This window comes from Prauserella oleivorans (genome assembly GCF_042685745.1).
Lineage (GTDB): Bacteria > Actinomycetota > Actinomycetes > Mycobacteriales > Pseudonocardiaceae > Prauserella_A > Prauserella_A oleivorans.
Genome location: NZ_JBHUNT010000001.1, coordinates 526,871 through 553,066, shown reverse-complemented (window position 1 = coordinate 553,066; position 26,196 = coordinate 526,871). Strand labels below are relative to the sequence as shown.

General features: G+C 68.3%; 27 protein-coding genes, 1 tRNA gene and 2 pseudogenes. 19 read left to right on the top strand and 11 right to left on the bottom strand.

From position 1 onward, the window contains the following. Nucleotides 1-36: 36 nt before the first annotated feature. Together ACFSZT_RS02755 and ACFSZT_RS02750 are read left to right on the top strand one after the other, a co-directional pair. On the top strand, nucleotides 37-480 hold the full coding sequence (locus ACFSZT_RS02755) for a GtrA family protein (protein ID WP_377394972.1): 444 nt from the start codon (nucleotides 37-39) through the stop codon (nucleotides 478-480). Nucleotides 481-574: 94 nt separating this feature from the next. Beyond that, nucleotides 575-2,509, top strand: a complete 1,935-nt coding sequence (locus tag ACFSZT_RS02750) for a glycosyltransferase (RefSeq protein ID WP_377394969.1) — start codon at nucleotides 575-577, stop codon at nucleotides 2,507-2,509. A gap of 38 nt (nucleotides 2,510-2,547) precedes the next feature. Here ACFSZT_RS02750 and ACFSZT_RS02745 read toward each other — a convergent pair whose 3' ends face one another. Then, entirely contained in the window at nucleotides 2,548-2,784 is a 237-nt protein-coding gene (locus ACFSZT_RS02745) for a hypothetical protein (RefSeq protein WP_377394966.1), read from the bottom strand. Between the two features lie 121 nt (nucleotides 2,785-2,905). Here ACFSZT_RS02745 and ACFSZT_RS02740 point away from each other — a divergent pair, with 121 nt between their 5' ends. The 5 genes from ACFSZT_RS02740 to ACFSZT_RS02720 all read left to right on the top strand — a co-directional run bounded on the left by ACFSZT_RS02740 (nucleotide 2,906) and on the right by ACFSZT_RS02720 (nucleotide 7,471). Next, nucleotides 2,906-3,682, top strand: a complete 777-nt coding sequence (locus ACFSZT_RS02740; protein ID WP_377394963.1) for an ESX secretion-associated protein EspG — start codon at nucleotides 2,906-2,908, stop codon at nucleotides 3,680-3,682. Nucleotides 3,683-3,863: 181 nt separating this feature from the next. Beyond that, nucleotides 3,864-5,342 carry a hypothetical protein gene (locus ACFSZT_RS02735; protein WP_377394961.1) on the top strand — a complete coding sequence of 493 codons (1,479 nt, stop codon included), beginning with the start codon at nucleotides 3,864-3,866 and terminating at the stop codon, nucleotides 5,340-5,342. Nucleotides 5,343-5,459: 117 nt separating this feature from the next. Beyond that, nucleotides 5,460-5,915 (top strand): hypothetical protein, encoded by a 456-nt coding sequence (locus ACFSZT_RS02730; protein WP_377394958.1) that lies wholly within the window; start codon nucleotides 5,460-5,462, stop codon nucleotides 5,913-5,915. Between the two features lie 13 nt (nucleotides 5,916-5,928). Beyond that, nucleotides 5,929-6,507: a DUF3558 family protein gene (locus ACFSZT_RS02725; protein WP_377394955.1), complete on the top strand. Its 579-nt coding sequence runs from the start codon at nucleotides 5,929-5,931 to the stop codon at nucleotides 6,505-6,507. Between the two features lie 310 nt (nucleotides 6,508-6,817). Then, nucleotides 6,818-7,471: a DUF3558 domain-containing protein gene (locus tag ACFSZT_RS02720; protein WP_377396266.1), complete on the top strand. Its 654-nt coding sequence runs from the start codon at nucleotides 6,818-6,820 to the stop codon at nucleotides 7,469-7,471. Nucleotides 7,472-7,528: 57 nt separating this feature from the next. Here the strand turns inward: ACFSZT_RS02720 and glfT1 are convergent, their stop codons facing one another. From glfT1 to ACFSZT_RS02700, 4 genes are all read right to left on the bottom strand, one after another. Next, on the bottom strand, nucleotides 7,529-8,431 hold the full coding sequence (gene glfT1 / locus ACFSZT_RS02715) for a galactofuranosyltransferase GlfT1 (RefSeq protein WP_377394952.1): 903 nt from the start codon (nucleotides 8,429-8,431) through the stop codon (nucleotides 7,529-7,531). 1 nt (nucleotide 8,432) lies between these two features. Next, nucleotides 8,433-9,239 (bottom strand): galactan export ABC transporter ATP-binding subunit Wzt/RfbE, encoded by an 807-nt coding sequence (gene wzt / locus ACFSZT_RS02710; protein WP_377394949.1) that lies wholly within the window; start codon nucleotides 9,237-9,239, stop codon nucleotides 8,433-8,435. Nucleotides 9,240-9,246: 7 nt separating this feature from the next. Then, a complete protein-coding gene (gene wzm, locus ACFSZT_RS02705) occupies nucleotides 9,247-10,137 on the bottom strand; it encodes a galactan export ABC transporter permease subunit Wzm/RfbD (RefSeq protein WP_377394946.1) in 891 nt (296 codons plus the stop codon). A gap of 91 nt (nucleotides 10,138-10,228) precedes the next feature. Then, nucleotides 10,229-11,026 (bottom strand): class I SAM-dependent methyltransferase, encoded by a 798-nt coding sequence (locus ACFSZT_RS02700; RefSeq protein ID WP_377394943.1) that lies wholly within the window; start codon nucleotides 11,024-11,026, stop codon nucleotides 10,229-10,231. Nucleotides 11,027-11,137: 111 nt separating this feature from the next. On the opposite strand from ACFSZT_RS02700, the gene ACFSZT_RS02695 reads away from it, so the two are divergent. The 5 genes and pseudogenes from ACFSZT_RS02695 to ACFSZT_RS02675 all read left to right on the top strand — a co-directional run bounded on the left by ACFSZT_RS02695 (nucleotide 11,138) and on the right by ACFSZT_RS02675 (nucleotide 14,023). Further along, nucleotides 11,138-11,767 carry a hypothetical protein gene (locus ACFSZT_RS02695; RefSeq protein WP_377396263.1) on the top strand — a complete coding sequence of 210 codons (630 nt, stop codon included), beginning with the start codon at nucleotides 11,138-11,140 and terminating at the stop codon, nucleotides 11,765-11,767. A gap of 56 nt (nucleotides 11,768-11,823) precedes the next feature. Then, nucleotides 11,824-12,279 carry a hypothetical protein gene (locus ACFSZT_RS02690; protein WP_377394940.1) on the top strand — a complete coding sequence of 152 codons (456 nt, stop codon included), beginning with the start codon at nucleotides 11,824-11,826 and terminating at the stop codon, nucleotides 12,277-12,279. Further along, nucleotides 12,272-12,745, top strand: coding sequence for a GNAT family N-acetyltransferase (locus ACFSZT_RS02685; protein WP_377394937.1), 474 nt, complete (start codon nucleotides 12,272-12,274; stop codon nucleotides 12,743-12,745). The genes ACFSZT_RS02690 and ACFSZT_RS02685 overlap by 8 nt, the downstream gene beginning before the upstream one ends. After that, nucleotides 12,738-13,475 (top strand): annotated as a pseudogene (locus ACFSZT_RS02680) (N-acetylneuraminate synthase family protein); the annotation flags it as partial. The gene ACFSZT_RS02685 and the pseudogene ACFSZT_RS02680, both read left to right, overlap by 8 nt. A 5-nt stretch (nucleotides 13,476-13,480) precedes the next feature. Then, nucleotides 13,481-14,023 carry a hypothetical protein gene (locus ACFSZT_RS02675; protein WP_377394934.1) on the top strand — a complete coding sequence of 181 codons (543 nt, stop codon included), beginning with the start codon at nucleotides 13,481-13,483 and terminating at the stop codon, nucleotides 14,021-14,023. Between the two features lie 189 nt (nucleotides 14,024-14,212). Here ACFSZT_RS02675 and ACFSZT_RS02670 read toward each other — a convergent pair whose 3' ends face one another. Next, nucleotides 14,213-14,782, bottom strand: coding sequence for a bacterial proteasome activator family protein (locus ACFSZT_RS02670; protein WP_377394932.1), 570 nt, complete (start codon nucleotides 14,780-14,782; stop codon nucleotides 14,213-14,215). 143 nt (nucleotides 14,783-14,925) lie between these two features. Between ACFSZT_RS02670 and ACFSZT_RS02665 the strand changes: the two genes are divergently transcribed. Then, nucleotides 14,926-16,125: a cysteine desulfurase-like protein gene (locus tag ACFSZT_RS02665; RefSeq protein WP_377394929.1), complete on the top strand. Its 1,200-nt coding sequence runs from the start codon at nucleotides 14,926-14,928 to the stop codon at nucleotides 16,123-16,125. Nucleotides 16,126-16,137: 12 nt separating this feature from the next. Here ACFSZT_RS02665 and ACFSZT_RS02660 read toward each other — a convergent pair whose 3' ends face one another. Next, nucleotides 16,138-17,112: an NAD(P)H-quinone oxidoreductase gene (locus ACFSZT_RS02660; protein WP_377394926.1), complete on the bottom strand. Its 975-nt coding sequence runs from the start codon at nucleotides 17,110-17,112 to the stop codon at nucleotides 16,138-16,140. Between the two features lie 118 nt (nucleotides 17,113-17,230). On the opposite strand from ACFSZT_RS02660, the gene ACFSZT_RS02655 reads away from it, so the two are divergent. Further along, the gene (locus ACFSZT_RS02655) at nucleotides 17,231-18,757 is read left to right on the top strand and encodes a M28 family metallopeptidase (protein WP_377394923.1); all 1,527 of its coding nucleotides are present in this window, start codon (nucleotides 17,231-17,233) and stop codon (nucleotides 18,755-18,757) included. A gap of 177 nt (nucleotides 18,758-18,934) precedes the next feature. Here ACFSZT_RS02655 and ypfJ read toward each other — a convergent pair whose 3' ends face one another. Further along, entirely contained in the window at nucleotides 18,935-19,837 is a 903-nt protein-coding gene (gene ypfJ, locus ACFSZT_RS02650; protein ID WP_377394920.1) for a KPN_02809 family neutral zinc metallopeptidase, read from the bottom strand. Nucleotides 19,838-20,320: 483 nt separating this feature from the next. On the opposite strand from ypfJ, the gene ACFSZT_RS02645 reads away from it, so the two are divergent. Next, the gene (locus ACFSZT_RS02645) at nucleotides 20,321-20,797 is read left to right on the top strand and encodes a MarR family winged helix-turn-helix transcriptional regulator (RefSeq protein WP_377394917.1); all 477 of its coding nucleotides are present in this window, start codon (nucleotides 20,321-20,323) and stop codon (nucleotides 20,795-20,797) included. A gap of 20 nt (nucleotides 20,798-20,817) precedes the next feature. Further along, nucleotides 20,818-20,902: transfer RNA gene (locus ACFSZT_RS02640), tRNA-Ser, on the top strand. Nucleotides 20,903-21,083: 181 nt separating this feature from the next. Here the strand turns inward: ACFSZT_RS02640 and ACFSZT_RS02635 are convergent. The 3 genes and pseudogenes from ACFSZT_RS02635 to ACFSZT_RS02625 all read right to left on the bottom strand — a co-directional run. Then, nucleotides 21,084-21,476 carry a tyrosine-type recombinase/integrase gene (locus ACFSZT_RS02635; protein ID WP_377394914.1) on the bottom strand — a complete coding sequence of 131 codons (393 nt, stop codon included), beginning with the start codon at nucleotides 21,474-21,476 and terminating at the stop codon, nucleotides 21,084-21,086. Beyond that, complete coding sequence (locus ACFSZT_RS02630; RefSeq protein ID WP_377394911.1) at nucleotides 21,473-22,633, bottom strand: excisionase family DNA-binding protein; 1,161 nt, start codon at nucleotides 22,631-22,633, stop codon at nucleotides 21,473-21,475. The genes ACFSZT_RS02635 and ACFSZT_RS02630 overlap by 4 nt, the downstream gene beginning before the upstream one ends. A gap of 161 nt (nucleotides 22,634-22,794) precedes the next feature. Continuing rightward, a pseudogene (locus ACFSZT_RS02625) lies at nucleotides 22,795-23,713 on the bottom strand (DUF3631 domain-containing protein); the annotation flags it as partial. A 153-nt stretch (nucleotides 23,714-23,866) separates the two neighbouring features. Between ACFSZT_RS02625 and ACFSZT_RS02620 the strand changes: the two are divergent. The 3 genes from ACFSZT_RS02620 to ACFSZT_RS02610 all read left to right on the top strand — a co-directional run bounded on the left by ACFSZT_RS02620 (nucleotide 23,867) and on the right by ACFSZT_RS02610 (nucleotide 26,172). Further along, on the top strand, nucleotides 23,867-24,334 hold the full coding sequence (locus ACFSZT_RS02620; protein ID WP_377394908.1) for an NUDIX hydrolase: 468 nt from the start codon (nucleotides 23,867-23,869) through the stop codon (nucleotides 24,332-24,334). Between the two features lie 420 nt (nucleotides 24,335-24,754). Continuing rightward, nucleotides 24,755-25,087, top strand: coding sequence for a hypothetical protein (locus ACFSZT_RS02615; protein ID WP_377394905.1), 333 nt, complete (start codon nucleotides 24,755-24,757; stop codon nucleotides 25,085-25,087). A 593-nt stretch (nucleotides 25,088-25,680) separates the two neighbouring features. After that, nucleotides 25,681-26,172, top strand: a complete 492-nt coding sequence (locus ACFSZT_RS02610) for a pyridoxamine 5'-phosphate oxidase family protein (protein ID WP_377394902.1) — start codon at nucleotides 25,681-25,683, stop codon at nucleotides 26,170-26,172. Nucleotides 26,173-26,196: the final 24 nt, after the last annotated feature.

The following is a 26,196-nucleotide window of genomic DNA, read 5'->3' as shown; positions in this document are numbered from 1 at the left end:
TGCAGAACGACCCATCCCCGGCCGGCGAGGTATGCAGTGGTGGCGACGGACTCCCAGGCTGGCGAGGCGGCACGGCCGTCCTCTCCCGGCCTCTTGGCCCAGATCGCGCGGTTCGTTCTCATCGGCGGCTTCTGCGCCCTGGTGGATTCGGGCCTCTACTGGCTGCTGTTGCAGGCCGGCACGTGGGTGCACCTGGCCAAGGCGATCAGTTTCATCGCCGGCACCACCACGGCGTATTTCCTTAACCGGCGTTTTACGTTCACCGGGGCGCAGAAGGGTGGCGCGGGCCAGGTCGGCGGTTTCGTGCTGCTTTACACGGTGACGTTCTTCGTCAACGTGGGCACGAACGCGTTGGCTCTTTCCCTGCTCCCGGACTTCACCTGGCGGGTGGCGCTTTCGTGGATCATCGCCCAGGGCACGGCCACCACGATCAATTTCGTCATGCTGAAATGGGTGGTGTTCCGCGAGTCACGCGATTGACGGGCGCCTGCGCGGGCGGTCCGGGTGAGGCCTGTACCTTACTGGCAGTTCGCGCGTAAGTGTTTGTCAGTGTTTTCCCTGGAGGACTGGTCTCATGCCCGGTAAAGCCGCTTCGGCCACTGCCAAGAGGTCGGCGACCGCATCGACGAAGGAAGGGCGGACGCGGTTCTCCGAGCACACCCCCCAGGCCGACCGGCTGCTCGCCCAGCGCGGGCTGTTCGCGGGCCCCTCGGACGTGGTGAGCAAGGACCTCTACGCCGACGTCGCCAAGGGCGTGGCGGCGCGGCACCGCGAGAGCGTCACCCTCGAACCGTCGGCGCGGGTCTCCGGCAACACCTACTTCGGACGGTTCCCCGCCGCGTACTGGCAGCGCTGGACCAAGGTCAAGACCGTCGCCGTGGAGGCCACCGTCACCGGCTCCGGTCAGCTGGCCGTGCGTGCCTCCGATGTGGAGGGCGAGCCACGCACCGTCGCCGTGCGCAACGTCGTCGGCGCCGAGCAGCCCGCCACCGTGACGCTCGAGGCCCCGCTGGACAAGTTCCTCGACGGCGGCGCGCTGTGGCTCGACCTGGAGACCGAGGCCGGTGAGCGGCTGACCGTCTCGCAGGTGCGCTGGACCGTGGAGGCGCCGGAGAAGATCCGGCCGACCGCGGTGACCATCTGCACGATGAACCGCGCCGACGACTGCCTGGGCAACCTGAGGGCGCTCGCCGACTCGCTGCCCGCGCTCGACACGCTCGACGCCATCTACGTCGCCGACCAGGGCACCGACACCGTCGACTCTCGCGAGGGCTTCGCCGACGTCGCCAAGAGCCTCGGTGACAAGCTGCGCTACATCAAGCAGCCGAACCTCGGCGGTGCGGGCGGCTTCACGCGTGGTCTGTACGAGGTCGCGGGCAACACCGAGACCGAGCACGCCAACGTGCTGTTCATGGACGACGACGTGCTGCTGGAACCCGACCTGGTGATCCGGCTGACCGCGTTCTCCAACCGCGCCGCGCACCCGATGATCGTCGGTGGACAGATGCTCAACCTGCTCCACCCGAACCAGCTGCACGTCGGTGCCGAGTACGCGCGGCTCAACACGCTCGAACCCGGACAGCCGGTGCCGCACAGCCTGGAGACGGCCGACCTGCTCGGTGTCGACAAGAAGACCGGCGAGCCCAACCGGCAGGAGCGCCGCCTCGACGCCGGCTACAACGGCTGGTGGTCGTGCCTCATCCCGTACGAGGTCGTCAAGGAGATCGGCTACCCGATGCCGTTCTTCTTCCAGTGGGACGACGCCGAGTACAGCTACCGGGCGCGCGCGCACGGCTTCCCGACGGTGACGCTGCCCGGCGCCGGCGTATGGCACGCCGACTTCCACTGGAAGGACTGGGACGAGTGGCACCGTTACTTCAACCTGCGTAACTCCATCATCACCGCGGCGCTGCACAGCCCGTTCGACCTGAACGTCCTCTCGCGGGTGCTGATGGCCCAGCTCGTGCGGTACCTGCTCGGCATGCAGTACGGGCTCTCGGCGACGCTCATCAAGGCGGTCGAGGACTTCCTCGAGGGGCCGGACATCCTGCACGACGGCGGTGTCGCGGCAATGAAGGAGATCCGCGAGATCCGCGCGCAGTACCCGGAGACGAAGAAGTACGCGCCGACCGAGGTGCCGGGCGTCGCCTCCAACGACATCGGCATCATCAACACCGCCCCCAGGCCCAGCATGCAGCGGCTGGTGCTGCTCAAGCGCATCCTCGACCGTGTGCTCGGCAAGCACCGCTTCGCGCTGGGCGCCATCCCGAGCGACGAGGCGCACTGGTGGCACGTCTCGCTGTTCAAGACGGCGATCGTCACCGACGCCTCGCAGGAGGGCGTGCGGGTGCGTTCCTACGACCGCGACCGCATGTTCGACCTGGCCAAGCGCGGTGTGAAGGTGATCAACCGGCTGCGCAAGGAGGGCCGCGCGGTGCAGGCGCAGTACAAGCGCGCGCTGCCCGAGCTCACCAGCCGGGAGAACTGGAGCCGCCTGTACGGCCTGTGAGCCGTGCCGCTGCTCGAGCCGCGGCGGCCGGGAGCCGCTCAGTGCAGGCCGAACACCTTGCCGGGTTGCCGGTCGATGTAGGCGACGGCGACGTGTGCGAAGTTGACCTGCAGTCGCACGTCGTCCTTGGTGCGGATGGTCTGCACCGAACCGTGGTCGAGGTAGAGGTACAGCTGCTTCGCCACCTCGTCGACGTCGTCGGGGTGGAGCTGGAACAGCAGCGGTTCGCCGCCGCTGACGAGGTGCAGGACCAGGGTGGGCTTCGCGTCAGGCATGGTTCCACCAGACCACCGGGTGGCCGCGGCGGCAAGGGCGGTTCGCTGACAGCGGAGCGTGAGCGCGTGCTGCTGCTAACGTGCACTCCCGTCGGCTCGAGGACTCCGGGGGGATAGGGGAATGGCGCACTCGTTCTCGCTGTCGTTGGTGGCGGTGGACATGCTGCTGGAACATCTGAAGCTGGGTCGTGCCCCGTTTCCGTTCCAGGTCCCGCACATCGGCACCACGCACACGCAGCGTGCCCAGGTGCGGGAAGCGGTGTTCCGCGACCTGGAAAGTCGTCAGCTGTTCGGGCGCGGCAGGCTCGACCCCGATGTCCAGCTGGCGCTGGAGACGTTCGTCCGGGCGCCGCTCGCGGTGACACTGGCGGCGCAGCTCAAGGACGAGGAGCAGCTGTTCGGGCGGGCGTCGTCGGACGGGCAGTTCGCGGTGCTGGTGCGGCAGGACGGCAACCTGATGGTGTTCGAGGAGGTCCGGCCGACGCAGTTCGTGTCGGCGCTCGTGGACCTGCTGCCGTTGACCCCGGCAGCGCCCGGCCAGTCCGTGACGGTGGCCAAGCCGGCGCCGAGCCGCCCGCGGCACGCGGCCGAGGACGCCGGCTACGACCCGTTCGCGGGGGTCGCGCCGCCGCGCTCCCACTCGGCGACCCAGGAACGTGCGGTCGCGCGCCTGTTCGAGAAGCCGAAGCTGCGGATCGGGGCGTTCACGGCGTTCGCGCCCGGGCAGGGCGGCAAGCCGATGAACCTGAGCCCGGTGGCCTGGTTCGACACCGAGGACGGCCGGTACTTCTGCACCCAGCGGGCCGCCGACGACGGCCAGAAGTGGCTGACCTATGCCCCCGGCGACAACGCGCGCATCGTCCAGCAGCTGTATGCCCAGCTCGAGGGCTACCTGTGAGGTCGCGGGAACCGTCGCCCGGGTGCGGTACGTCCCAGGTCCCGTCGTGGATGGTTTGCTGTGAACAGCCGTCGCGGTAGGTGTGCGGCTTGTAAACTGCCGTCGGACGACACAGGCGAGGACTGTTTGACCAGCAGGAATGCCGCGTTCGGGCAAGCGAGCTCTCTGGAGGGGCCTGAGGATGACCAATCCGCAACCGTCGGCGAACAACGACGAGTGGGTGGCGCCGAGCCAGCGGGAAGCAGCGTTGACCAGTCAGGCCATGGCCGAAGCGGCGGCCAACGGCGGCCTTTTCTCCATGCCGATCGGCATGTTGAAGGCACACGCGAACGCGGAAAACCTTTCCCAGGAGCAGATCGCGCGGCTGACGTCCGGCGATGTGCAGTACCTGGAAGGCCTGAGCGCGTCCGACATGAATTACCCAGGCCACGAGCACGAGCAGTTGAAGCAGTTCGTGACGGAGAACCTGCGGGCTGAGGATATTCAGGGGATCTCCGATGCCTATGCCGAACTCGTCTCGGTGCTGGAGGACCTGTCGTCTCGGCTGAACGAAGGGGTCGGGAAGTCCAGGCAGGAGTGGGAAGGCGACGCAGCCGAACAGGCGCATGGATTCTTCCAATCGCTGGGCACCTGGTCCGACGGCAACGCGCAGAACGCGAAACTGGCCTCCGAGGTGATCGCGCAGGAAGGCAATGCGGCCGCGACCGCCAAGAACACGATGCCCGAACCGGTGCCGTTCGACTGGCGCACCGAGTTCAAGAAGCTCGTCACCAGCAATCCCTTCGATCTCGCGGACAACATCAGCGAGACCATGGAGACCTACCGGCGCAGCCAAGAGGCTCATGACGAGGCCGCGCGGGTCATGACCACTTATGACAACGAGCTCTACCAAGCCGCGTCGAAGCAGCCGGCATTCTCCGAGCCGCCGACCTTCGGTGCCGGTGGGTCCGACGGTGTTCGGATGCCGAGCGCGAGCGCGGCGATCAGCGTTCCGGGTGGCGACGCCGGTACTGGCGCGTCGGGCTATGCCGGTGGCTCGATCTCCGGCACGGGAACAGGGCCGGGCGGATCCGGCGGCGGTGGATCGTTCTCGGTGCCCGGAGGTAGCGGCGGTTCGAGCGGTGGTGGCGGGTACACGCCTGTCCCTGCGCCGTTGCAGAGTGGGCGGAACACCGGCGCCGGTATGCCGTCCGGCACCAGGCCGTCGGGCTACCGGCCACCGACGGCCACGGGGCGAGTCCCCTCGGGCGGTGGTTCGAACAGCGGCTTCGGTGGCATGGGTGCCATGCCGGTCGGTGGTATGGCCGCCGGCGGTATGGGCGGAGGAAGCTCCGACTACAGCAGCAAGCTCGGACGTGGCGGGTTTGGTCCTGGAGGAAGTGCTGCTGTCGGCGGGACCGGTGCTGGTCCGGGAGCCGCTTCCGGTGCCGCGCGGCCCGGTATGGGTGGTATGCCCGGCGCCGCGCCTGGCGCCGCGGCTGCCGCCGGAGGTGCCGGACGTGGCGCGGGCGGCATGGGAGCGATGGGTGCCGGAGCCGGACGTGGTGGTCAGGGCAGCGAGGACGCCGAGCACCAGCGGCCGACGTATCTCGTCGAGGGCGACCCGGACGAGGTCTTCGGTACGGACGAGCGCACCGCTCCGCCAGTGATCGGGGAGTAGGCGCTTGGAGGTACGGGCGTCCGTTGCGATCAGCGCATCCGGGCACAAACGAAACCCGACTTCGGTGGTTGTCCGGCTTCGGTACGGTGACCTCCGAGCTACCGAGAGCATTGGGGCATGAAGATGGCAGGCGACCAGATCTTTGACCAGCCGGTCAGTGACAGCGCCGGCATGGCCGGTGGCAACTGGGTCAATGCGGGAATCAGTGCTGCCGCCGTGGCAAAGACCAGCACTGAGGCCGGCAAGATGCTGCAGGTCGCGAAGAGCGGCGGCTTCCGGGTGAGCGAGCGAGGAGCTCAGCCTCTCATCGAGGCACTCGCGGACGCTAGGGATCGCATCGACCAGATGCTGGGCAAGAGCTATACGTTTTCGACCGCTCCTCCGTTGGGGAGTTCGCCGTATGCGGTCCAGGTAGCCGAGCATGTGCGAAAAAGTGGTGACGGGCCACAGGGTGCTGTCACGGTCCTGACGCAACTTCAGGCGGTGCTTGAACAATCAGAGGAAGCGTTGCGGCACGCGATGAGGAACTACCGCGAGGCGGAAGACAACGCGACGAGCCACTACAAGGCTTAGGGAGCTAAGTACGGTGCATTTCTCACGTGCGGCCGCGGTGCCGTTCGTTGCGGCGACCGCCTTCGTGCTCGTGGCATGTTCGCAGAGTGAGGGCGGTACCGCAGAACCTGGGCGCGGACACCCGTTCGGTAGTGTCGCCCCGACTGCCGCATCAAGTCCGTCCTCACCGGAGAGCTCGGGAGCTGGAAGCTCGCTGGCTGAACTCGATCCATGCTCATTGTTGGACGTCAACGATATCGAGAAGTACGGCCCCGTGCGTCAGCCCCTGCCGGAGCAAGTCGGCTCTGCCAGAACATGCCAGTGGCTTCCTGACCGGGGAAATACGGCGGCCGACATGCCGACGACCTTCATCATTCTCCGCGAGAATGGTGGCGTCCGCGATTTGCCCGATATGGGACAAGGTGTGCAGTACCAGGAGTTGGACGGGCGGGAGTATGGCCGTGTAGCTGGGCCGAGTGGATGCGTCATTGCGATCGGGGTGACGGACGAGTCTCGAGTGGACGTTCAGGTCACTGGAGTAGATGCATCCAGAGCTTGTGAAATGGTGGACGAGTTGGCCAGGCTCGTAGAGCCCAAGGTCCCTCATGGCTGACGGGAAGTCCTTGCATCGCGCTCGGCGTTTGTCGTATGCAGCACACGCAGTTGGTGAATGACGCCTACCGGCACACAGTCCGTGCGTAAGTCGGCTGTCGGACGATGCAAGTGTTACCGGTGAGACTTCGCTGAGATAGGGCAGGGCCGCGCGCGGAGCTCGGAGTGCGGGGAGGGCCGTATGGCAGGATCGAGCGGATGCGTCATCGCCATTGGTGACGAACGAGTCTTGAGTGGACGTTCCGGACACTGGAATAGACGAATCCAAAGGGCGCTGGAGACGTACAAACGGCCAGCCAGGCCGACTTGTCATGGCGAAGTTCCTAGGGGCGGCGTGCTATCTGAGCAGAGATGTGTCGGGAAGCGTCCGGTTGGCTGAAGGGAGTCGTATACGGGTGTCTCTGCGATCTGGTTGGTCCGTCCTCGGCATATGCGCTCTGATGGCAGTTTCCGCCTGCACGGCGAAAGAGGGTGGTGCTGCTGTACGACCTGATCAGGCAGTGGAGCCGACGTCAACTGTTGTGTCGCCTAGCGAGAGTGCGGGACGGTCAACTGCCTCGCTCGACCCGTGCAAGATGCTTAGTGCCGCTGAGTTGACCGGGCTGGGAGCAACCTACAGCCGTGGTGAGGTACCTGCCTACGGCGAGGCGGGCCGTACGTGTCAGTGGGTTCCGAAGCTTTCTGCCGCCAGTAACGTGCTTCCAGTGGTCGCCGTCTATGTGTGGGATGAGCAAGGCCTGAACGACGTTCACGAGATCGACGGCCGAGGAGTCCGGCGTGGCGCTCTCAACGGACGAGAGGTCGCGCAGGCGCCGGGTCCTGACGGCTGTTTGATCGCGCTTGCTGTCAGTGCCACGTCCCGCGTCGATGTCGTCGTCAGCAGTGTGGACGTATCGAGACAAGACCGGTGCTCACCCGCGGAAAAGATCGCCGAGATTGTCGAGCTGAAGCTCCCCGACAAGTAGTAGGTGCTTTCCTGAACAGGCGTCGGTGAGCTTACTGCCCGCCCCAGCCCGCGCACCTCAGTACCGGTAGAAGCGCTCCTTGCGGCCCTGCCGGACGAGCCGGAGCCACTGCGCGAACGCCTTCGGGTCCCGCTTCACGCCCACGAAGTACAGGCCGAACCGCAGGACCTCCAGGGCGCCGATCTTCCGCATGCCCGGCTGGGACAGCAGGTAGCCGCGGTTGCGGTAGGTGTAGTAGCGCTTGACGTCGTTCTCCGGGTCCTGGGCGTGGAACCGGCCGCCGAGCATCGGCTTGAACTCGTCCGAACCGTTGGGGTGCAGGTACGCCGTACGCAGCGAGGTGCCGAACGGCAGACCCGAGCGCACGAGCCTGCGGTGCAGCTCGACCTCGTCGCCGCGGAAGAACAACCGCAGATCCGGCACGCCCGTGACCTCGAGGGTCGACGCCCGGAACAGGGCGCCGTTCATCAGCGACGCGATGCCCGGCAGGAAGTCGTTGCCCAGTTCGGCCGAGGAGCGCTTCCACGTCAGGCCACGCCGTAGCGGGAACGCCAGTCGCGACGGGTCGTCGATATTGACGACCATCGGCGAGACCTCCGCGAGGTCACGCTTGCGCGCCTCCTCCAGCAGGGTCTCCAGCACCTTCTCGTCGGCGGGCCTGCCGTCGTCGTCGGCCAGCCACACCCACTCCGCGCCGAGCGCCAGCGCATGCAGCATGCCCAGCGCGAACCCGCCCGCGCCGCCGAGGTTGCGGTACGACGGCAGGTACGTGGCGGGCAGCGAATAGGCCTCGACGACCTCGCGGGCGGGCTCGTCGGGACCGTTGTCGACGACGATCAGGTGGTCGACGGGCCGGGTCTGCGACTCGATGACCTTCAGCGAGTCGGCCAGCAGGTCACGGCGGTGCCGCGTCACCACGACGGCGACCACCGCGCCTTCCCGCAACGGCTTCCCGCTCATGTCAGTCGCCGCTCATCGCCGGCGCCTCGCCGAGGCGCTCGAGGGTTTCCTTGCTGACGTTCTTGAACGGATCCTTGCCCTTGTACGCGGTGAGCACCTCGCGCAGCGAGCCGTGCATCTTCATGCGGCCCTCGTCCATCCAGATCGCCGACGTGCAGAGCTCGAGCAGCAGGTCGTCCTGGTGCGAGGCGAACACCAGCAGACCCGACCGGCGCACCAGGTCGACGAGGCGGTCGCGCGCCTTGTTGAGGAACGCGGCGTCGACGGCGCCGATGCCCTCGTCGAGCAGCAGGATCTCCGGGTCGATGGAGGTCACCACGCCCAGTGCGAGCCGCACCCGCATACCGGTGGAGTAGGTGCGCAGCGGCATCGACAGGTAGTCGCCGAGCTCGGTGAAGTCGGCGATGTCGTCGATGCGCTTTTCCATCTGCTTGCGCGTCATGCCCAGGTAGAGGCCGCGGATGATGATGTTCTCGTAGCCAGAGATCTCCTGGTCCATACCGACGCCGAGGTCGAACACCGGAGCAACGCGGCCCTCGATGCGCGCCGAGCCCCTGGTCGGCTCGTAGATGCCGGAGAGCAGGCGCAGCAGCGTCGACTTGCCCGCACCGTTGTGCCCGACCAGGCCGATGCGGTCGCCCTCCTTGACCGACAGCGTGATGTCGTGCAGCGCCTCGATGATCGGCACGCGGCTCTCGGTGCCGATCTTGCCGCCGACCTTGCCGAGCACCTTCTTCTTCAGCGACCGCGTCTTCGCGTCGAAGATGGGGAAGTCGACGGACGCGTTCCAGACCTCAATGCTGCTCATGTTGTCGTCACACCCAATACGAGACGCGGGCACGGTAGTTGCGCATCACCACGAGGGCCAGTGCCCAGCCGAGGACGGTGATGCCGCCGACGACGGCCCAGTGGTGCCAGCTCTGCTCGTTGCCGATCAGCGGCGCACGGAGGATCTGGATGAAGTGGTACAGCGGGTTCAGCTCGGCGATCAGGTCGCGCCAGCTCACCGCGTCACCGAAGCGCTGCTTGAGGATGTCGGTGGACCAGACGATCGGCGTCAGGAAGAACAGCAGGTTGATCAGGCTCGTGATGACCTGCGGGATGTCGCGGAACCGCGTCGAGACGATGCCGAACAGCATCACGACCCAGCCGGCGTTCACCGCGAGCAGCGCGAACGCGGGAATGGCCAGCAGGATGCTCCAGTTGAGACCCGGCTGCTCGAAGCCACCCTCCGTGATCACGTAGCCCGGTTCCGTGACCGCGCCCCAGAACAGTCCGATCACCAGGAAGTAGATGATCATGTTGTGGGCGAACATGATGCTCTGTCGCCACACCGTCCGCAGCACGTACACCGTCAGCGGCGCGGGCAGGTGCTTGATGAGGCCCTCGTTCTTGATGAACGTCTCGGTGCCCTCGGTCAGGCAGCCCAGGATGAAGTTCCAGACGATGAAGCCCGTGGTGATGTAGGGCAGGAACGTCGAGACCGGCGAGCCGAACAGCTGCGAGTACAGCAGTCCGAGGCCGAGCGCGGTGATGCCCATGCTCAGCGTGATCCACAGGGGACCGAGTACCGAACGCCGGTAACGCTGCTTGATGTCCTGCCAGGCGAGGTGTCCCCACAGCTCCCGCTGGTGGAATCCGTCGCGGATGTCGGTGAAGGCGCGGCTCCAGGACCGACTGCCCGGGCCGGACGGTGCCTCTTTCATCGCTGGCGAATCTGTGGCGTCGACGGTGCTTGTGGCGTGCACGAGATACGAGGGTACTGGCGACCGGTTCGGGCGAACGCGCGCGTCCTCCTCAGTCGGTGATCCGGACGACGACCTGGCGGTCTTCGTAGGAAAACGCCTCGTAGGAGAATCGGATGCCGGTCTTGTCGACGTATTCGCGCCACGCTCGGGCCTCGTGCTCCTGCCAGCCGGGGTAGTTGAAGAACTCGTCGAACACGATCACGCTGCCCGGCCGCAGCCGCGGGCCGACGAGGTCGAGCACCGTCCTCGCCGAGCTGTAGAGGTCGCTGTCGACGTGGACGAAGTCGACCGGCCCGGGGTGGGCGGCGAGAAACCCGGGCAGCGTGTCGTCGAAGAGGCCGACGACGAGTTCCGCGCCCGGGACGTCGGGCAATTCGGACGTCGCGAACGATCCGGCCGGCATGCCGGTGACCCAGTCCTCGGGCAGGCCGTCGAAGGAGTCGAAGCCGTACACCGTGTCCTCGCGTGCCTGGGCGATGACACGGAGCGTGCTGCCCGTGGCGACGCCGAATTCCAGCGCCATTCCGCCCGCCGGGGCCAGCGACAGGGCGTAGCGCAGCGTCTCCCACGGCTTGCGGAACGCCGTCGCACCCGTCAGGTGTTCGCGGGCGAACCGGTGGCTCTCCGCAGCCGCTTCGCGGTCGCCGGCGTAGACCAGGTCGTGCCTGCTGCGGATCTCGAACTCCACGAGCCGGTCGAACGTGCGGTTGACGTCCTTGCGCAGGCCGGCGAGTTCTCGTTCGAGCCGGTCGAGTCGCGCGTTCTGCTCCTCGCGCAGGGGCGCCACCGCCGATTCGACGGCACGCACGAGCTTGGCGCGCAGTTCCCGCCGTAACTTTCCGGGCATGCTCCGATGGTAGGGACGAACCGCCGTCTCGGCGCGTTGTGTAGCCGGGCGTGTACCCGGCGCACACCAGGAAGTGCTGCTACGTTGCGCGACATGGATAACGGCGTCCTGGTGCTCGATCTGCTGCGCGCGTACGCCGACCGGCCCGACCCGCGCGCGGTCGCCGTGGTGGGCAACCAGCCGCTGGAGCCCGACGAGCACCGCGCCAAGACCATCGACGCCTGCGACCTCGTCGTCCGCGTCAACGGCTACGTCTGCGACGAGCCGGCCGGGCCGCCGGCCGTCGGCCGCCGGACGCACGTCGTCGTGTTCAACCGCGCACTGCGCGCGACGAAATGGGTCTTCGCCGACTATCCGGAGAAGCTGTACCTGCTGGTGGAGCCCGGACGGCTGCATTGGGAGCCGGAGGACATCCCGGGGTGGTGGCCCGCCGACCTGGGATTCGTGCCCGTTTCCAACCGCGCGGTGACACTGCCGCTGTCGGACGCACTCGGGTTGCCCACGCACGCGGAAGGCCGGTGGGCGACCACCGGCACCATGGCCGCCTGGATCGCGCGGACCGCGTTCCCCGACGCCGACCTGGTGCTCGCCGGGTTCTCATTCGTCGACGACCCGCACCAGACCTCATGGCGGCACGCCGCGGGTGACGCCTGCGTGGTGGGGCCGGAGCACCGGATCGCGGCGGAAGGCAGCCTGCTGACGTCCTGGATCTCGACGGGCAGGGCGACGCTTCTTCGGTGACCATTCATCTGCAAGCTCCGTTTACTCGAACGACTCGGTCGAAGGACGCGGTGCCGATGACGTCGCTGAACCCGTTGAAGCTGGCCCGTGCCGAGCTCGCCCGGCGGTTCGGGCGATTCGTCGACTTCCGCATCGACGAGCACCTCCGAACCTGGCACGGCCACGTGCGCACGCTGGACCGGCACGGCGAGCGGATCGCGGCACTGGAGCGCAGGCTCGACGCGGTCACCCGGGAGCTCGAACAGGTGCGGGGCGACCTGCGCTGGACCGCCAACGAGGTCGAACGGCTCGTGCCGCACGTCGCGGCGCAGGAGTCGCGGCTGGAGGACCTGCGCGGCAGGCTCGCGCTGACGCCGGCCGCCACGGAGCCGGAGGTGGCGCGGGCGCGATCGCTGATCGAGGAGGTCCAGCGGCAGCATTCGCAGATCCGGGTGCGGCTGAGCGGCATCGCCCGGTACGAGGAGCGGCTGCGCAGACTCGAGGAACGCGTGGCCGCGAGCGCCCGTGAGTGAGCGACCGGTGACGGTGCGCCCGGCGACCGAGGCCGACGCCGAGCTGTTGCTTCGCTGGCGCAACGACGCCGAGTCGCGGCGGTGGTCCCGGACCTCGGGGGTCGTCTCGCCGGAGGAACACCGGCGCTGGCTGCGGGACGTGCTCGCCTCGCCGGACCGGCTGCTCTACATCGCCGAAGCCGGCGGGCCGGTGGGCACCGTGCGCTTCGATCTCACCGACGCCGCCGAGGACACCTGGGAGGTGAGCATCACCGTGGCGCCGGAATGGCGGGGGCGCGGACTGGCGGGCCCGGTGCTGGCCGAGGGGGAGCGGGCGGTGCGGGCGCGGCGCCGGCCGCGGACGCTGCTCGCCAGCGTGCACGAGGAGAACACGGCGTCGGTGGTGTTGTTCCGCAACGCCGGCTATGTCCCGGAGTCGGCGGCCGGACCGTTCCGCGTGCTGCGCAAGGCGCTGGACAATGCGTGACATGTCCGTCCGCATCGGGGCGCGGGACCTCGGGCCGGAGCACCCGCCGTTCGTCATCGCCGAGGTCTCCGGTAACCACAACGGCGACCTCGGCCGTGCGCTGGCCATCGTGGACGCGGTCGCCGAGTCCGGCGCGGACGCCGTCAAGCTCCAGACCTACCGCGCCGACACCATCACCATCGACGCCGACGGGCCCGCGTTCCGACTCGGTGACGACCACGAGCTGTGGGCCGGGCGCAATCTCTACCAGCTGTATGAGCAGGCACACACCCCGTGGGAGTGGCACGAACCGCTGTTCCGGCGGGCCCGCGAGCACGGCCTGGAGGCGTTCTCCAGCCCGTTCGACCCGACCGCGGTGGAGCTGCTGTCCTCCCTCGACGCGCCCGCGTACAAGATCGCGTCGTCGGAGATCGTCGACCTGCCCCTCATCGAACGCTGCGCGCGCACCGGCAGGCCGCTGGTGATCTCCACCGGCATGGCCACTGTCGCCGAGATCGACGCCGCCGTCCGGACCGCCCGCGAGGCCGGCAACGACCAGCTCGTGGTGCTGGCGTGCACGGCGAGCTACCCGGCCTCGCCCGCCGAGAGCAACCTGCGCGCGCTGCCGGTGCTGGCCTCGGTCACCGGCGCGCCGGTGGGCCTGTCCGACCACACCCCGGGCATCGGCGCCGCGGTCGCCGCCGTGGCACTCGGCGCGTGCGCCATCGAGAAGCACGTCACCCTCTCCCGCGCCGCGTGGTGGCGGTCGGCTGGGTGGCCGTCGCGGGCGCGATGTCGCCGGACCTGCCCGTCATCGCCAACTACGGCACCGACCTGCACCGCGTACACGTCGCCATCGGCAAGGGGCTCGCCGACGCCGGGGTGGCGGAGCCGGACCGGACGCTCGCGGTCAGCGACGCGGGCGCGATCCCGTACTACAGCGGCTGGAGGACCATCGACTACATCGGACTCAACGACGAACGCATCGCCCACGGCGCCGATCCCGACGACGTGGTGCGCGAGGCCCGTCCGACCGTCATCGTGGCCACCTCCTACACCGACCGCATCCCCGAGGACGCCTACGGACTCGACGTCCCCGTGGCGGTCGCCGGCTACCACCAGGTGGGCCCGTTCCAGATGCGCGACGGGTACTGGCAGTACGTCTACGTGCTGCCGCGCTGGGCCGAGCAGGTCGACGCCGCCGTCACCAACGCCGTCGAGGGGGCACAGGCGACCCACGACCCCGGGCGCTACCAACTCACGATCGACAGGTGGCTTTCACGGTTGCGGGGAGACTGACGGTCGGCGCGGGTGGCGGAACCTCAGCACGCCCCCTACTCCGGGATCCCTTCCTCATGAATGTCCAATTCACCACGTCAGGGCTGTCCTCGCAGGGGGCGTGCTGAGAACCCGCGGCGGTGCGGGTTGGGTGGGCGCAAAAGGGGTTGCCGGCTCGGGGAGGGGCTGGCTTGGCAGGCGCCTGTTCGGCTACAGGTACTGGCCGGGGTTGCCGATGGCCGGGCCGCCCTCGGCGGAGCCGCCACCGCCCGGCGGCAGGCCGCGGCGCATGTGCTCGAGCTGCACGCGGGCCGCCATCTGCTGCGCGAACAGCGCGGTCTGGATGCCGTGGAACAGGCCCTCGAGCCAGCCGACGAGCTGAGCCTGCGCGATCCGCAGCTCGGCGTCCGACGGCGTCGACTCGTCGGTGAACGGTGCGACCAGCCGCTCCAGCTCGTCCTGCAGCTCCGGCGCCAGCGCCTGCTCGAGCTCCTTGATCGAGGTCTGGTGGATCTCCCGCAGCCGGTTGCGGCTGGCGTCGTCCAGCGGAGCCGCGCGGACCTCCTCGAGCAGCTGCTTGATCATCGTGCCGATCCGCATGACCTTGGCCGGCTCTTCGACCATGTCGCCGACCGACTCGTTCTTGTCCGAACCCTCGGCGGGGTTGATCCGTGCCGCGCCGACCGGAGCGCCGTCCGGGCCGACGACGACCACGTGTTGTGATCGGTCACCCTCCTGGCCGCCGGGAGTGCGCGAGAACGGTGTGTTCGGCTCGGTCATATGCTCCATCCTGGTTCATTCCGGGACGTCTTCACAGCGGGTTGGGGACCTCGACATCCGAGCGTAGTCGCATCCGTTGCGGCACGTGTCCAGCAGGGCAACCCCGAACGCGCAGCGAAATTACTCCTCCGTACGGTGTTCGCATGGCGTTTGACGTCGCTCGGATACGTGGGTTGTTTCCCGCTCTGGGTGACGGCTGGATTCACTTCGACGGTGGAACCGGAATGCTCGTCCCCGAACAGGTCGCGTCGGCCGTCTCGACGGCGATGCGGGCTCCGGTTTCCGGCCCGGGCGGAGCATTTCCGGCCTCCCAGCGCGCGGAGAGCATCGTGGCCGCCGCGCGTCGTGCGGTGGCCGATCTCGTCGGCGCGGATCCTGCTGGGGTGGTCCTCGGCCCGAGCGCGTCGGTGCTGATCGGCAGGCTCGTCGACGCGGTGTCCGAACGCTGGACGCTCGGGGACGAGGTCGTCGTCTCCCGTCTCGACGAGGAGGCCAACATCGCCCCCTGGCGGCGCGCGGCCAAGCGGGTCGGTGGCGCGGTGCGGTGGGGCGAGATCGACATCGAGACCTGCGAGCTGCCCGCCTGGCAGTACGAGAACCTCGTGAACGCCAGGACGAAGGCCGTGGCGCTGACCGGTGCGTCCGGCTCCGTCGGCACCCGGCCGGACGTGCCGACCGTCGTGGAGATCGCCAAGCGGGTCGGCGCGCTCGTGGTGGTCGACGCCACCTACGCGGCGCCGTTCATCCCCCTCGACGTCAACGCCCTGGGCGCCGACGTCGTGGTGGTGTCGGCACAGACGTGGGGTGGCCCCGCCATCGGGGCACTCGCGTTCCGCGACCCCGATCTGCTGGAGCGCCTGCCTTCGGTGTCCCTCGAACCCCACGCCCGCGGACCCGAGCGACTCGAGATCGGCCCGCACGCCTACCCGCTGCTGGCCGGGCTCATCGCTTCCGTCGACTACCTCGCCGGCCTCGACGACGCGGCCACGGGAAGCCGCCGCGAGCGGCTGCTGACCTCGCTCGGCTCGGCTAAGTCGTACCACGCCGGGTTGCTGGCGCAGCTGTCCACGGAACTGCGGTCGCTGCGCCACGTGATGGTGATCGGGGACGCCATGCGGCGGATCCCGGCCCTCGCGTTCACCGTGGCCGACCGGAAGGCCGCCGACGTCGCGGAGTACCTCGCCAAGCAGGGCCTGTGCGCGTTCGCCGACGAGGGCACCAGCGGCGTGTTCGCCGCGCTCGGCGTCGGCGAGGTCGGGGGAGCGGTGCGGATCGGCCTCGCCCACTACTCCAACGTGTTCGAGGTCAACCAGCTCGTGCGCGTCCTCGCCGAGCTCGCCTGACGCCGGCGGGGCTCATTTCGCGGTCAGCAGGACCTTGCCGAACACGCCGCCCTCCTCGAGGGCCCGGTGCGCCTCGGCGGCGTCTGCCAGCGGCAGCACCTGGTCGATCACCGGCTGCACGGTGCCTTCGGCGACCAACGGCCAGAGGCGCTCGCGTACGTCCGCGACGATGGCGCCCTTCTGCTCGACGGGCCGGGAGCGCAGCGCGGTCGCCGAGACGGTGCCGCGCTTGCGCAGCAGCTTGCCGATGTTGAGCTCGCCCTTGACGCCGCCCTGCATGCCGATGACCACGAGGTGGCCGCCGTCGGCGAGCGCGTCGACGTTGCGGCCGAGGTACTTGGCGCCCATGTTGTCGAGGATGACGTCGGCGCCCGCGGTGTGCTTCTTCAGCTCCTCGACGAAGTCCTGCTCGCGGTAGTTGATCGTGATGTCGGCGCCGAGCTGGCGGCAGCGGTCGAGCCGTTCCGCCGACCCGGCCGTCACGGCGACGGTGGCGCCCAGCGCCTTGCCGACCTGGATCGCGTGGGTGCCGATGCCACCCGCACCGCCGTGGACCAGCAGCACGTCGCCTTCGCTCAACCCGGCGAGCTGCACGACGTTCGACCACACCGTGCATGCCACCTCGGGGAGCCCGGCGGCCGAGATCAGCTCGACCTCGCTCGGCAACGGCAACAGCTGCACCGCCGGCACGGCCACCTTCTCGGCGTAGCCGCCACCCGCGAGCAGCGCGCACACCTCGTCGCCGACCTGCCAGCCCTCGACGCCCTCACCGAGTTCCGCGATGGTGCCGGAGCACTCCAGGCCGAGGATCTCGCTGGCGCCAGGGGGTGGCGGGTAGTTGCCCTGCCGTTGCAGCAGGTCCGCCCTGTTGACGGCCGTCGCCGCGACGTCGAGGAGCACCTCGCCTGCGGCGGGCACGGGGTCGGGTACTTCGGTCCATTCGAGGTTCTCCGGGCCACCCGGCTCGCGGATAGTGATCGCGCGCATACCCGGACCTTATGTCACGCAGCGGCGGAACGCGGGCATGGCTTTCCTACGAACGGCTCTTGACCTTTGGGACAACACACACAAAAGTGGCGCTCCTCAGTGACGAAGGGGACGCACTATGTCATCCAATAGAGGGAAGTGGAGACCCGCCGTCGTGATCGCGGCGTGTGCCGGTCTCGTCCTCACCAGCGGCGCGACCGCGGCCGCAGCTCCCGCGCCCGCGAGCCAGCTGCCGGAGCAGCTGCCGCGCAAGGTCAAGCTCGACAACATGAACCGGCACCTGGTCGCGCTGCAGCGCATCGCCGACAGCAGCGGTGGCCACCGTGCCGCGAGCAGCGTCGGATACGACCGCTCGGCCGAGTACGTCGCGGGCAAGCTCGAGGCCGCGGGCTTCGACGTGACCCGGCAGGAATTCCCGTTCACCTACAGCGAGACGCTCGCCGAGCAGCTCACGGTGGACGGCGCCGACGTACCGATCATCATCATGACCTACAGCCCCTCCACACCCGAGGGTGGCGTGACGGCTCCGCTCGCTGTCGTCGAGCCGGACGACACCCCCGGCTGCGAGGCCTCCGACTACGGCGACGTCACGGGCAAGATCGCGCTCGTGCAGCGCGGGTTCTGCTCGTTCGCGGAGAAGGGCATCGCCGCGGCCGAGGCGGGCGCGATCGGCGCGGTCGTCTACAACACCGAGGACGGCCCCCTCAACGGCACGCTCGGCGACCCGGCGGACGCGCGCATCCCGATGGGCGGGATCTCCAAGGCCGACGGCGAGGCGCTCGCCGCCAAGGACGGCGCCGAGGCGACCCTCGACCTGCGGGCTCTGCAGGAGGAGCGCACCACCTACAACGTCATCGCCGAGACCAAGACCGGCCGCAAGGACAACGTCGTGATGGCCGGCGCGCACCTCGACAGCGTGTCCGAGGGCGCGGGTATCAACGACAACGGCACGGGATCGGCGGCGCTGCTCGAGACGGCACTGCAGCTGGGCGGGAAGCCGAAGGTGAACAACGCGGTGCGGTTCGCGTGGTGGGGCGCCGAGGAGTTCGGACTCGTCGGCTCCACGCACTACGTCAACTCGCTGTCGTTCGAGCAGCAGCTCGACATCGCGCTATACCTCAACTTCGACATGATCGGCTCGCCGAACGCCGGCTACTTCGTCTACGACGGTGACGACTCCGACGGCGAAGGTGCGGGCCCGGGTCCGTACGGCTCGGCGCAGATCGAGCAGGCGTTCACCGACGCGCTGGCGGAGCGCGACATCGAGACCGCGGGCCGGGACTTCGACGGCCGCTCCGACTACGGCGAGTTCATCGCCGTCGGCATCCCGGCAGGCGGACTGTTCACGGGCGCCGAGGGCATCAAGACCGAGGAGGAGGCCGCGAGGTGGGGCGGCCAGGCCGGGCAAGCCTACGACCCGTGCTACCACACGCCCTGCGACCACCTCGGCAACGTCGACCGGGTCGCGCTCGACCGCAACGCCGACGCGATGGCCGCGGTGACGGCGAAGTACGCGCTCAGCACCGAGGACGTCAACGGCGTCGCCCCCGGCGCGGCGAAGAACAAGGCGAAGGTCGCCGACCAGCGGGCCGGCCAGGCCCGGGCCGTCTCGGTAGCCGCGCACGACCACGCGGACGCCGCCTGACCCTGCCGATTCCCGACTGTGGCGCCCGTTCTCTCCGGACCGGGCGCCACAGTCAGGTCGGTCCCCGTGTCTGCCGTTCAGGTAGCCGTGTCTGCGGTTCAGGTAGCTGTGTCTGCGGTTCAGGTAGCCGTGTCTGCCGTCCTTGCGGCGGCCGCGGCTTCACGGCCGGCGGAGCCGTCAGCCCGGATCCCGGGTGCCGAAGGTGTCGCAGCGGGCCGGGTCGCCGGTGTGGTAGCCGGTGCCGAACCAGCGTTCCCGCTGCTCCGACGTGCCGTGCGTGAATGTCGACTCGTCGACGGTGCCGCCGCCGAGCTCGCGCTGGATGTAGTCGTCGCCGATGCGGCTCGCCGTGTCGAGGGCGGCGGCGATGTCCTGCGGCGTCACCTCGGTGACGAGCGGACGGCCGTTCTCGGTCGGCGTGGTGGTGGCGTGGTTGGCCCACACGCCTGCGTAGCGGTCGGCCTGCAGTTCCAGCCGGACGCCGTCGGATCCCGGTCCCGTGCCGCCGCGGACGCGGGACGACGTGCCCAGTAGATTCTGCACGTGGTGGCCGTATTCGTGGGCGAGGACGTAGGCCTCGGAGAACAAGCCGCCCGTCGCACCGAACTGTCCGCGCAGTTGGTCGAAGAAGGACAAATCGATATAGACGCCCTCGTCGGCCGGGCAGTAGAACGGCCCGACGTCCGAGCCCGCGCTCCCGCAGCTGGTGCGCACGCCGCCGTGGAAGAACGTGGTGGTCGACTCACGGTAGGTCAGGCCCGAGCGGGCGAACTGATTCGTCCAGTAGTCCTGAATGGAATTCACGATGGCGACCACCGCGCAGTCGTGGTCGCTGTTGGCATCGGCGCCGGTTCGGCACTCCTGGGCCAGCGACCCTGCCGCCACCTGATCACCCGAGCGGACCGAGTCCAGGCCCGCCGGGCTCGTGGTCACGCCACCGAACTGGCCGAGCACGAAGTACAGGAGCACGCCGACCAGTCCGAGTCCGCCACCACCGAGCGCCACCCGGCCGCCGACGCCGCCACCACGCAGGTCGCGGACCTCGGAGACGTCGAGTCCCGCGTCGTCGTCGAACCTCACGACCGCCGACGATAAGCCAGAAAGCGCCTGGGTGCGGAACGCCCGTCAGCGCCGCACCCAGGCCTACCGAGGTTGTCCAGTTGTTAAGCGGTCGACCGCGTCACGGGCCGGCGCTGAGCACTGTGGCGCGATCACAGAAACCGTGCCGAAACAGCGTCGAACACGCCGTCATGCGCGAGAAGACGCTTGAGAACCCGGGCTGCTCATCATCACGACCGGGCCGGATCAGGCCGTCCCGACCGTGGGACACAGCGGGCGGGCAACCGCGTGCAACTTCCGGTCACAGCACCACCTGACCTTTCCCGGGCGGACCCGCCGGACCGTTGCCCCGGGTTGGAGCCTGTCGTCCGTCGACTCCTCCCTACCCACAAGGTTCCCCCTTTCGCCGGTTTCTCACAACTTTTCCCGGACCGATTCGCACGGGCCTGAACACGCCTCGAACGCGTTGGTTCCGCAGATCGGCCGAGCATCTACTCTCCGTACATGACCCAGGTTCCGGACGACGTGCGCTGGTTGTCTGACACGGAGATGACCGCGTGGCGGCCCTACATCGTGGCCACCTTGCGGCTGCGTCAGCGGCTGCACCGCGAGCTCGTCGAGCAGCACGACGTGTCCTTGATCGACTACGAGGTGCTGGTGGCCCTGTCGCTGATGCCGGAGAACCGCATGCGGATGACCGAGCTGGCCGCCATGCTGGGGTCCACGAAAAGCCGGCTCTCCCATCAGGTCGGGCGGATGGAGCTCGCGGGGTACGTGCGCCGGGGCAAGGACCCCGAGGACCGGCGTGGGGTGACGGCCGAGCTGACCGACAAGGGCGTGGAGCTCCTCCAGGCCGCGGCGCCGACCCATCTGCGTGGTGTGCGGGCGCACCTGATCGACCTGATGAGCACCGACGAGCAGGTCACGATGGGGCGGGTGTTCTCCCGGGTGCTCACACACCTCACCGAACTCGAGGACTGACCCGTTACCCTGATCGGCGGGGAAGCGTGGCAGAGCGGCCGAATGCACTCGCCTTGAAAGCGAGCGACCCGCAAGGGTCCGGGGGTTCAAATCCCTCCGCTTCCGCAAGCTGTGACGAGGGCGAACGCCGGTCAGGCCGGGTCAACTCCGGCTTGCCGGCGTCCGTCCTGGTCTCATTTTTGGTCTCAATAGCGCCGAACTTGGCCTCGTCAGGCTCCGGGCTCGACCGATGGTGATGGTGTCTGAGGAGCGCCGAGGTGACGGTTGCGGCACTCCTCTTGTTCACCTAGCCCGTTGCCTCCCTGCCGGTTGTGGAGGTCCCCAGTCCCCACAGGTGCCCGCCCACCTGGTCGGCGATCGAGCGGCGGATCGGCGCGGTCACCTGCTGGTACCGGCTTGCCATGCTGGCGTTCGACCAGCCCATCACTCCCATCGTCGCGCGGTCGGTAACGCCCAGCTCGAGCAGTACCGTGGCCGCCGTGTGGCGGGCGTCGTGCAGGCGGGCGTCCCGGACTCCGGCCGCATCGAGCAGCCGTTTCCAGTGGAACTGGTCCGTGCGCGCGTTCAGCCTGCGGCCGAGCTGATCGGCGAAGATCCAGCCCTCGTCCTGCCAGAGGTCTCGCGCCTTCTCGCGTTCGGCACGCTGCTCCTGCCGGTGCCGCTCAAGTTCTTCGATCAACGGCGCGGGTAGACCGATGATCCGCTTACCGCCTTCGACTTCGTGTCCTTGGTCTCTGGGCGAATATTGATCCGCTGGGGGCAGTGCCCCGCGTACTTCCGGCCGCACGGCTGCTCGCATCCGTGGCGGCATTTCGGCCGTAGCTGTGACCGGCGGACCTTGAGGTCTGTTCCTCGAAGTCCAGGTCCGACCACTGAAGGGCGAGTGCTTCGCCCTGACGAAGGCCGAGTGCGATAGCGATGATCCATCGAGTCGAGTTGCGCTCCTTCCTCGCCGCCGTGAACAGCGCTCGAATCTCTTCTTTCGCTGAACGGCTCGATCTCCTCGTCGTCGGGCGTGGGTGCCTTGGCGACTTTGGCTGGGTTCTTTGTGAGGAAGTCGCGGGCTGCCGCGTCGTTCAATGGGGCGCGGATGGTGCGATGCACTTGGTGCACCGTGCCTTTCCGCGCGCCGTTGGCGAGCATCTTCCGATAGCGGCTTTCCAGGTGGTGCGGTGCAAGCTTGGTCAGTCGGTGCGCACCGACGCCCGGAACCAGGTGCTTCACGGCGTAGTGGTACGCGTCCCAGCCATTCTCGGTGGTCGTCATCACGGCGATGTCATTCAGCCAGTGGTCAAGCCACTGCGCGACCGTCCAGGACGTCCCCGCCTTCTGCACGGTGCCCGCGTCGCGTTTGCGTTCCAGCTCTCGGACCTTGCGCACGACTTCGGCTCTCTCCTTGGCGCTGACGTGCCTGCGGTCGGGCTGGCCGTTGTCCTTGACCCCTACGGTGACGCGGCCGTGCCATCGCTTGTCCGAACCGAGGTAGAGCGAGGATTCACCGTTGGAATTGCGACCCTGCTTCTTGCGTGGCATCGACCCTCCTAGGCGGCGTTCTGTTCCGCGTGAATGCGAGCCGGCGTAGGCGTCTATCTCCTCGCGGGGAACGCGCGGAAGGCGATGGATCTGGACCGTGGCAATCTCCCCTTCTCGGATGAGCTGGTACATCAGCGTGCGGCCCACACCGAGGTATTCGGCGGCCTCCTCGACGGTCAACAGCACCCGTTTTGGAACCGGTCGGGGCGGCTCGGCGGCGGGCCTGGCTTCTTGGGCGGCGATAGCTTCGGCGAGCTTGGCGAGTGTCGCGGCGAGCTGGCTGATCTCGTGCGCGGTGGCCATGCGGTCTGTCTCTCCCCGTGGTCGTGCTTGTGGTGGTGAGGGAGGAACCAGGGCGCCTCCTTCGGAGTTCGTTGCGGGTTGGGGTTGTCCGCTACCTCCGCTACCTGCGCTACCTGCCTGGTCACGGCTACCGCATTGGCCTGCGAGGTAGCGGTAGTAGTGGCAGCGGGTAGATAGCGTTGCCAGGCGTCGGCGAGACCGCCGGGCCTGTGGTGCGGTAGCCCTTTTACGACGCTGCCGTTGGGTTGGTTGATGCTGCGGGACTCGACGTCGTAGGGCTTGAGCATCTTGGCCAGTCGTCGTGCGTCGAGGGGCTTGCCGTCGAGGTCGGCCCAGTCGGACTCCTCCAGCCCGTGGAGGGCAGTCAGGGTCTCCGCTGTGGTGAGCTTGTCCGTTCCTCGTGCAGCGAACAGGTCGCGGAGGTCGGCGAGGAGTTGCAGGCGTTGGCCGCCGCCGTTGCGGTCGGCGTCGGCGATGGCGATGAGGGGCCGCCAGATTTCGGCGGCGCGGTCCCGCACGCCCTCGGGCATGGGTGGGCGTCCTCGGCTGATCTTGTCGGTGACCGACCCGACCCACGTGGCGAGCATCCCGCGCAGTGGGGTGGCTTCTTCCCAGAACTCCTCGACTTCCTCGTCTTCGCGGCGGCGCTGCATGTGGATGCTGATGGCGCGGGTGGTGATGGTGGCGGGCATGTTCCCGGCGATGCCGGCCAACGCGGCGGGGGCGTAGACCTTGAACCGGTCGACCTTCATCGCTTTGGCATCGCCGACACAGCGGGCGACGGTCGCGGAGCACTTGTATCCGGCGTTGAGCAGGCCGCGCAGGTCTTCGTTGTTGCCGCACTTGCCGGTGAAGATGGTGTCGACCTCGTCGAACAGGATGGTGATCGGCCCGTCGCTGACCATGCGGAACAGTGCGGCGGTGGTCGCCGAGATGGTCATCTCCGGGGCCCGCACCAGGTGTTGGGCGACTTCGAGCACACGGGTCTTGGCGGAGCCGGGTCCCACGCTGGAGAGGATCAGGCGCGGGGTGACGTAGAAGTGGTCGGCGGCTGTGGGCGTACCACAGCGCCAGCCGAGGTGGATGTCCCGTCCGGTTGCACTTGTCGGATGACGGTGCGGCTGATCTGAGGTTCACCGGCTAGGTCCGGACAGTTTGGCGTGCGTGTGTCCGGACTTAGTTGGCGGAATCCGGCGGCGTCGCCTTGCCGGTAGGGTCGCCAGGGAGGTGCGGATGAGTTTCCGGCTGGCGGCATATGCCGTGTGCATCGAGGACGGGCGTGTGTTGCTCGCCCGTCATGTTTCGCCGACGGGAGACACGAACTGGACTCTTCCGGGCGGCAAGGTTGAGCATGCCGAGGATCCGTTCGACGCGGTGGTTCGGGAGGTCGCCGAGGAGACGGGCTGCGAGGCGGTGGTCGAACGCCTGTTGGGCGTGGACTCAAGGGTGATTCCCGCCGCCGAAGCGCGGTTGGGGATCGAGCACCAGAACGTCGGCATCTTTTACCAGGTCCGGATTACTGGTGGCGCCTTGCGGCCCGAGCCGAACGGTGAGACCGCTGAGTCGGTCTGGACGTCGATATCGGATGTCGCGGGTCTGTGCCGATCGTCGCTCGTTGACGTCGGTCTTGCGTTGGCGCGGACGCTTCCGGCAACCGGCCACGTCTCTCCCGTCGCGGTCGGCGGCCTGATCCGGCATTGACGTGCCGTCCGGGAGCCGACAGCGAGGACTGCGGGTCATCACTGTGCGAGAAGACGGTCGGTTTCGGCGGCGCGGGCTGGTCGGAGCGGGTTGGGTGAGGGCGCGCTTATACAGGTAGTTGCGCCCTGTCCCCGGTTGGAACCCATGCCGCAGACAGTGAAGCCACAGCTGTCGGGCGCGGGCCTACCGCGCCCGCCGAGATGGACACTCTCGCCGGCAGCGCACGAACTGGCAGCCGCGGTGGCGGAGCAAGATATATGAACAGGTGACCTCCCGCGTGGCCGCGGAGTGAGGCGACGCGGCGGGTGGGGTGGAAATCGCGATCGAGACCGCTACGCGCGAGCGCGACGCGGGTATGTCTGCACCACTGACCGAGCTACGGCAGCGAGGGCAGGAGCTGGCTGAGCAGCTGAGGAAACAATGGCGAGATGCCGACTGGATACGGCCCGCCTGAACGCGGCGGGGTTCACGCTGGACAGTGATCCGAACATCCCCTCGGGGCCGGCGCTGGTCGACCAGCGCCAGGCTGAGGAGTCACACCGCTCCCGCGCGCGTCGCCTGCTTGACGAGGCAGGTGTCGTCTCGCTGCGGGCCCCCGCGGCCGCGCCGCTGCAAGTACACGCCCGTGGGAACCGCGACGAGATCGCCGCGCTGCTCGACCACGGGGTCCAGGAACACGCCGAGCGCGAGGCCAAATCACGCAAACCGGCTCAGCAGCGGACCCAGCGCGGTGCGGCGCGCGAAGGCCCTTGACCTGCGCAGACAGTCTCAAGAACAACTCTCTTGGGACGCATTTGGGATGGGGGTCCACTGACGCCGCGACCTTCGGTCGCCTTCAAGCTGCGTGCATGGGTTTGACCACGGTGCCGAAACTCCGGCGCGGCTCAAAAGCAGATCTCACGCCTCGCCGGGATGACGGCCGCCCAGATGGGGCGCGTCTCGCGTGACGCACTGAGGGCTTCAGGCGCTCACAAGGACCACTTCGTGGTATGCAAATCAGGCGACTGAGCCACGCGCGGGTCCATGGTCTCACTTGTGGTCTCATTCGCCCACGTCCGCTGAGGTTCGCCGACATGCATTGAGGGCGATCCGCGCTGGTCAGCGTCTCGGCGACTCGCCCCGTCCGCGCGTACGCACAACTTGGAAGCGAGCGACCCACAAGGGTCCGGGGTTCAAATCCCTCCGCTTCCGCAAGCTGTGGCCAGTCGATATGCCGGGCGTGGCGTCTGGCCGTCGCCCGGCATATCGGCCGCAGCGTTGCAGTTTGCGTTGCAGTTACACCCTCGGCGATGAGGCACGAGAACCATGACAGCGGCTGACAGGGTTTGCGCGTAGCGTCCGGCTCCATGGCCACCTGGACAGAGTTCGCCCACGCCGCACCACGGACCGCCGGGGTCTTCGCCCGCCGCCACGCCGCCACCGGGAACCTCTGCCTGCTCGCGACGCTGCGCTCGGACGGCTTTCCCCGCATCAGCCCGCTGGAGCCGAGGTTCTTCGAGGACCAGCTCTGGCTCGTCGGCATGCCCGGCACCACCAAGTTCCGCGATCTCGCCCGCGATCCCCGCTTCTGCCTGCACACCGCGACCGTCGACACCGAGGTCAAGGAGGGCGACGCGAAGCTGTGGGGTGTCGTCGAGGACGTCCGTGACCCGGCTCTGCACCAGCGCTGGGCCACCGCGCTGTACGAGGAGACCGGGTTCGACCTGCGCGGGCGGGAGTTCGACCACTTCTACGCAGCCGACATCGTCGGCGGCTCGGCCGTGGAGATCAACGACGGCCACCTCGAGATCACGGTGTGGAAACCGGGCGAACCGGAGCGAACGGTGCGCAAGGACTGACCTGGAGCGAAGCCGGTAATCCGG

What these genes read in the sequence shown, in the direction of transcription:
- ACFSZT_RS02750 (WP_377394969.1), top strand. Translation starts at nt 575, where the DNA reads ATGCCCGGTAAAGCCGCTTCGGCCACTGCCAAGAGGTCGGCGACCGCA.
- ACFSZT_RS02745 (WP_377394966.1), bottom strand. Translation starts at nt 2,784, where the DNA reads ATGCCTGACGCGAAGCCCACCCTGGTCCTGCACCTCGTCAGCGGCGGC.
- ACFSZT_RS02740 (WP_377394963.1), top strand. Translation starts at nt 2,906, where the DNA reads ATGGCGCACTCGTTCTCGCTGTCGTTGGTGGCGGTGGACATGCTGCTG.
- ACFSZT_RS02735 (WP_377394961.1), top strand. Translation starts at nt 3,864, where the DNA reads ATGACCAATCCGCAACCGTCGGCGAACAACGACGAGTGGGTGGCGCCG.
- ACFSZT_RS02730 (WP_377394958.1), top strand. Translation starts at nt 5,460, where the DNA reads ATGAAGATGGCAGGCGACCAGATCTTTGACCAGCCGGTCAGTGACAGC.
- ACFSZT_RS02720 (WP_377396266.1), top strand. Translation starts at nt 6,818, where the DNA reads ATGGCGAAGTTCCTAGGGGCGGCGTGCTATCTGAGCAGAGATGTGTCG.
- glfT1 (WP_377394952.1), bottom strand. Translation starts at nt 8,431, where the DNA reads ATGAGCGGGAAGCCGTTGCGGGAAGGCGCGGTGGTCGCCGTCGTGGTG.
- wzt (WP_377394949.1), bottom strand. Translation starts at nt 9,239, where the DNA reads ATGAGCAGCATTGAGGTCTGGAACGCGTCCGTCGACTTCCCCATCTTC.
- wzm (WP_377394946.1), bottom strand. Translation starts at nt 10,137, where the DNA reads ATGAAAGAGGCACCGTCCGGCCCGGGCAGTCGGTCCTGGAGCCGCGCC.
- ACFSZT_RS02700 (WP_377394943.1), bottom strand. Translation starts at nt 11,026, where the DNA reads ATGCCCGGAAAGTTACGGCGGGAACTGCGCGCCAAGCTCGTGCGTGCC.
- ACFSZT_RS02690 (WP_377394940.1), top strand. Translation starts at nt 11,824, where the DNA reads ATGACGTCGCTGAACCCGTTGAAGCTGGCCCGTGCCGAGCTCGCCCGG.
- ACFSZT_RS02670 (WP_377394932.1), bottom strand. Translation starts at nt 14,782, where the DNA reads ATGACCGAGCCGAACACACCGTTCTCGCGCACTCCCGGCGGCCAGGAG.
- ACFSZT_RS02665 (WP_377394929.1), top strand. Translation starts at nt 14,926, where the DNA reads ATGGCGTTTGACGTCGCTCGGATACGTGGGTTGTTTCCCGCTCTGGGT.
- ACFSZT_RS02660 (WP_377394926.1), bottom strand. Translation starts at nt 17,112, where the DNA reads ATGCGCGCGATCACTATCCGCGAGCCGGGTGGCCCGGAGAACCTCGAA.
- ACFSZT_RS02655 (WP_377394923.1), top strand. Translation starts at nt 17,231, where the DNA reads ATGTCATCCAATAGAGGGAAGTGGAGACCCGCCGTCGTGATCGCGGCG.
- ACFSZT_RS02645 (WP_377394917.1), top strand. Translation starts at nt 20,321, where the DNA reads ATGACCCAGGTTCCGGACGACGTGCGCTGGTTGTCTGACACGGAGATG.
- ACFSZT_RS02630 (WP_377394911.1), bottom strand. Translation starts at nt 22,633, where the DNA reads ATGGCCACCGCGCACGAGATCAGCCAGCTCGCCGCGACACTCGCCAAG.
- ACFSZT_RS02620 (WP_377394908.1), top strand. Translation starts at nt 23,867, where the DNA reads ATGAGTTTCCGGCTGGCGGCATATGCCGTGTGCATCGAGGACGGGCGT.
- ACFSZT_RS02615 (WP_377394905.1), top strand. Translation starts at nt 24,755, where the DNA reads ATGGCGAGATGCCGACTGGATACGGCCCGCCTGAACGCGGCGGGGTTC.
- ACFSZT_RS02610 (WP_377394902.1), top strand. Translation starts at nt 25,681, where the DNA reads ATGGCCACCTGGACAGAGTTCGCCCACGCCGCACCACGGACCGCCGGG.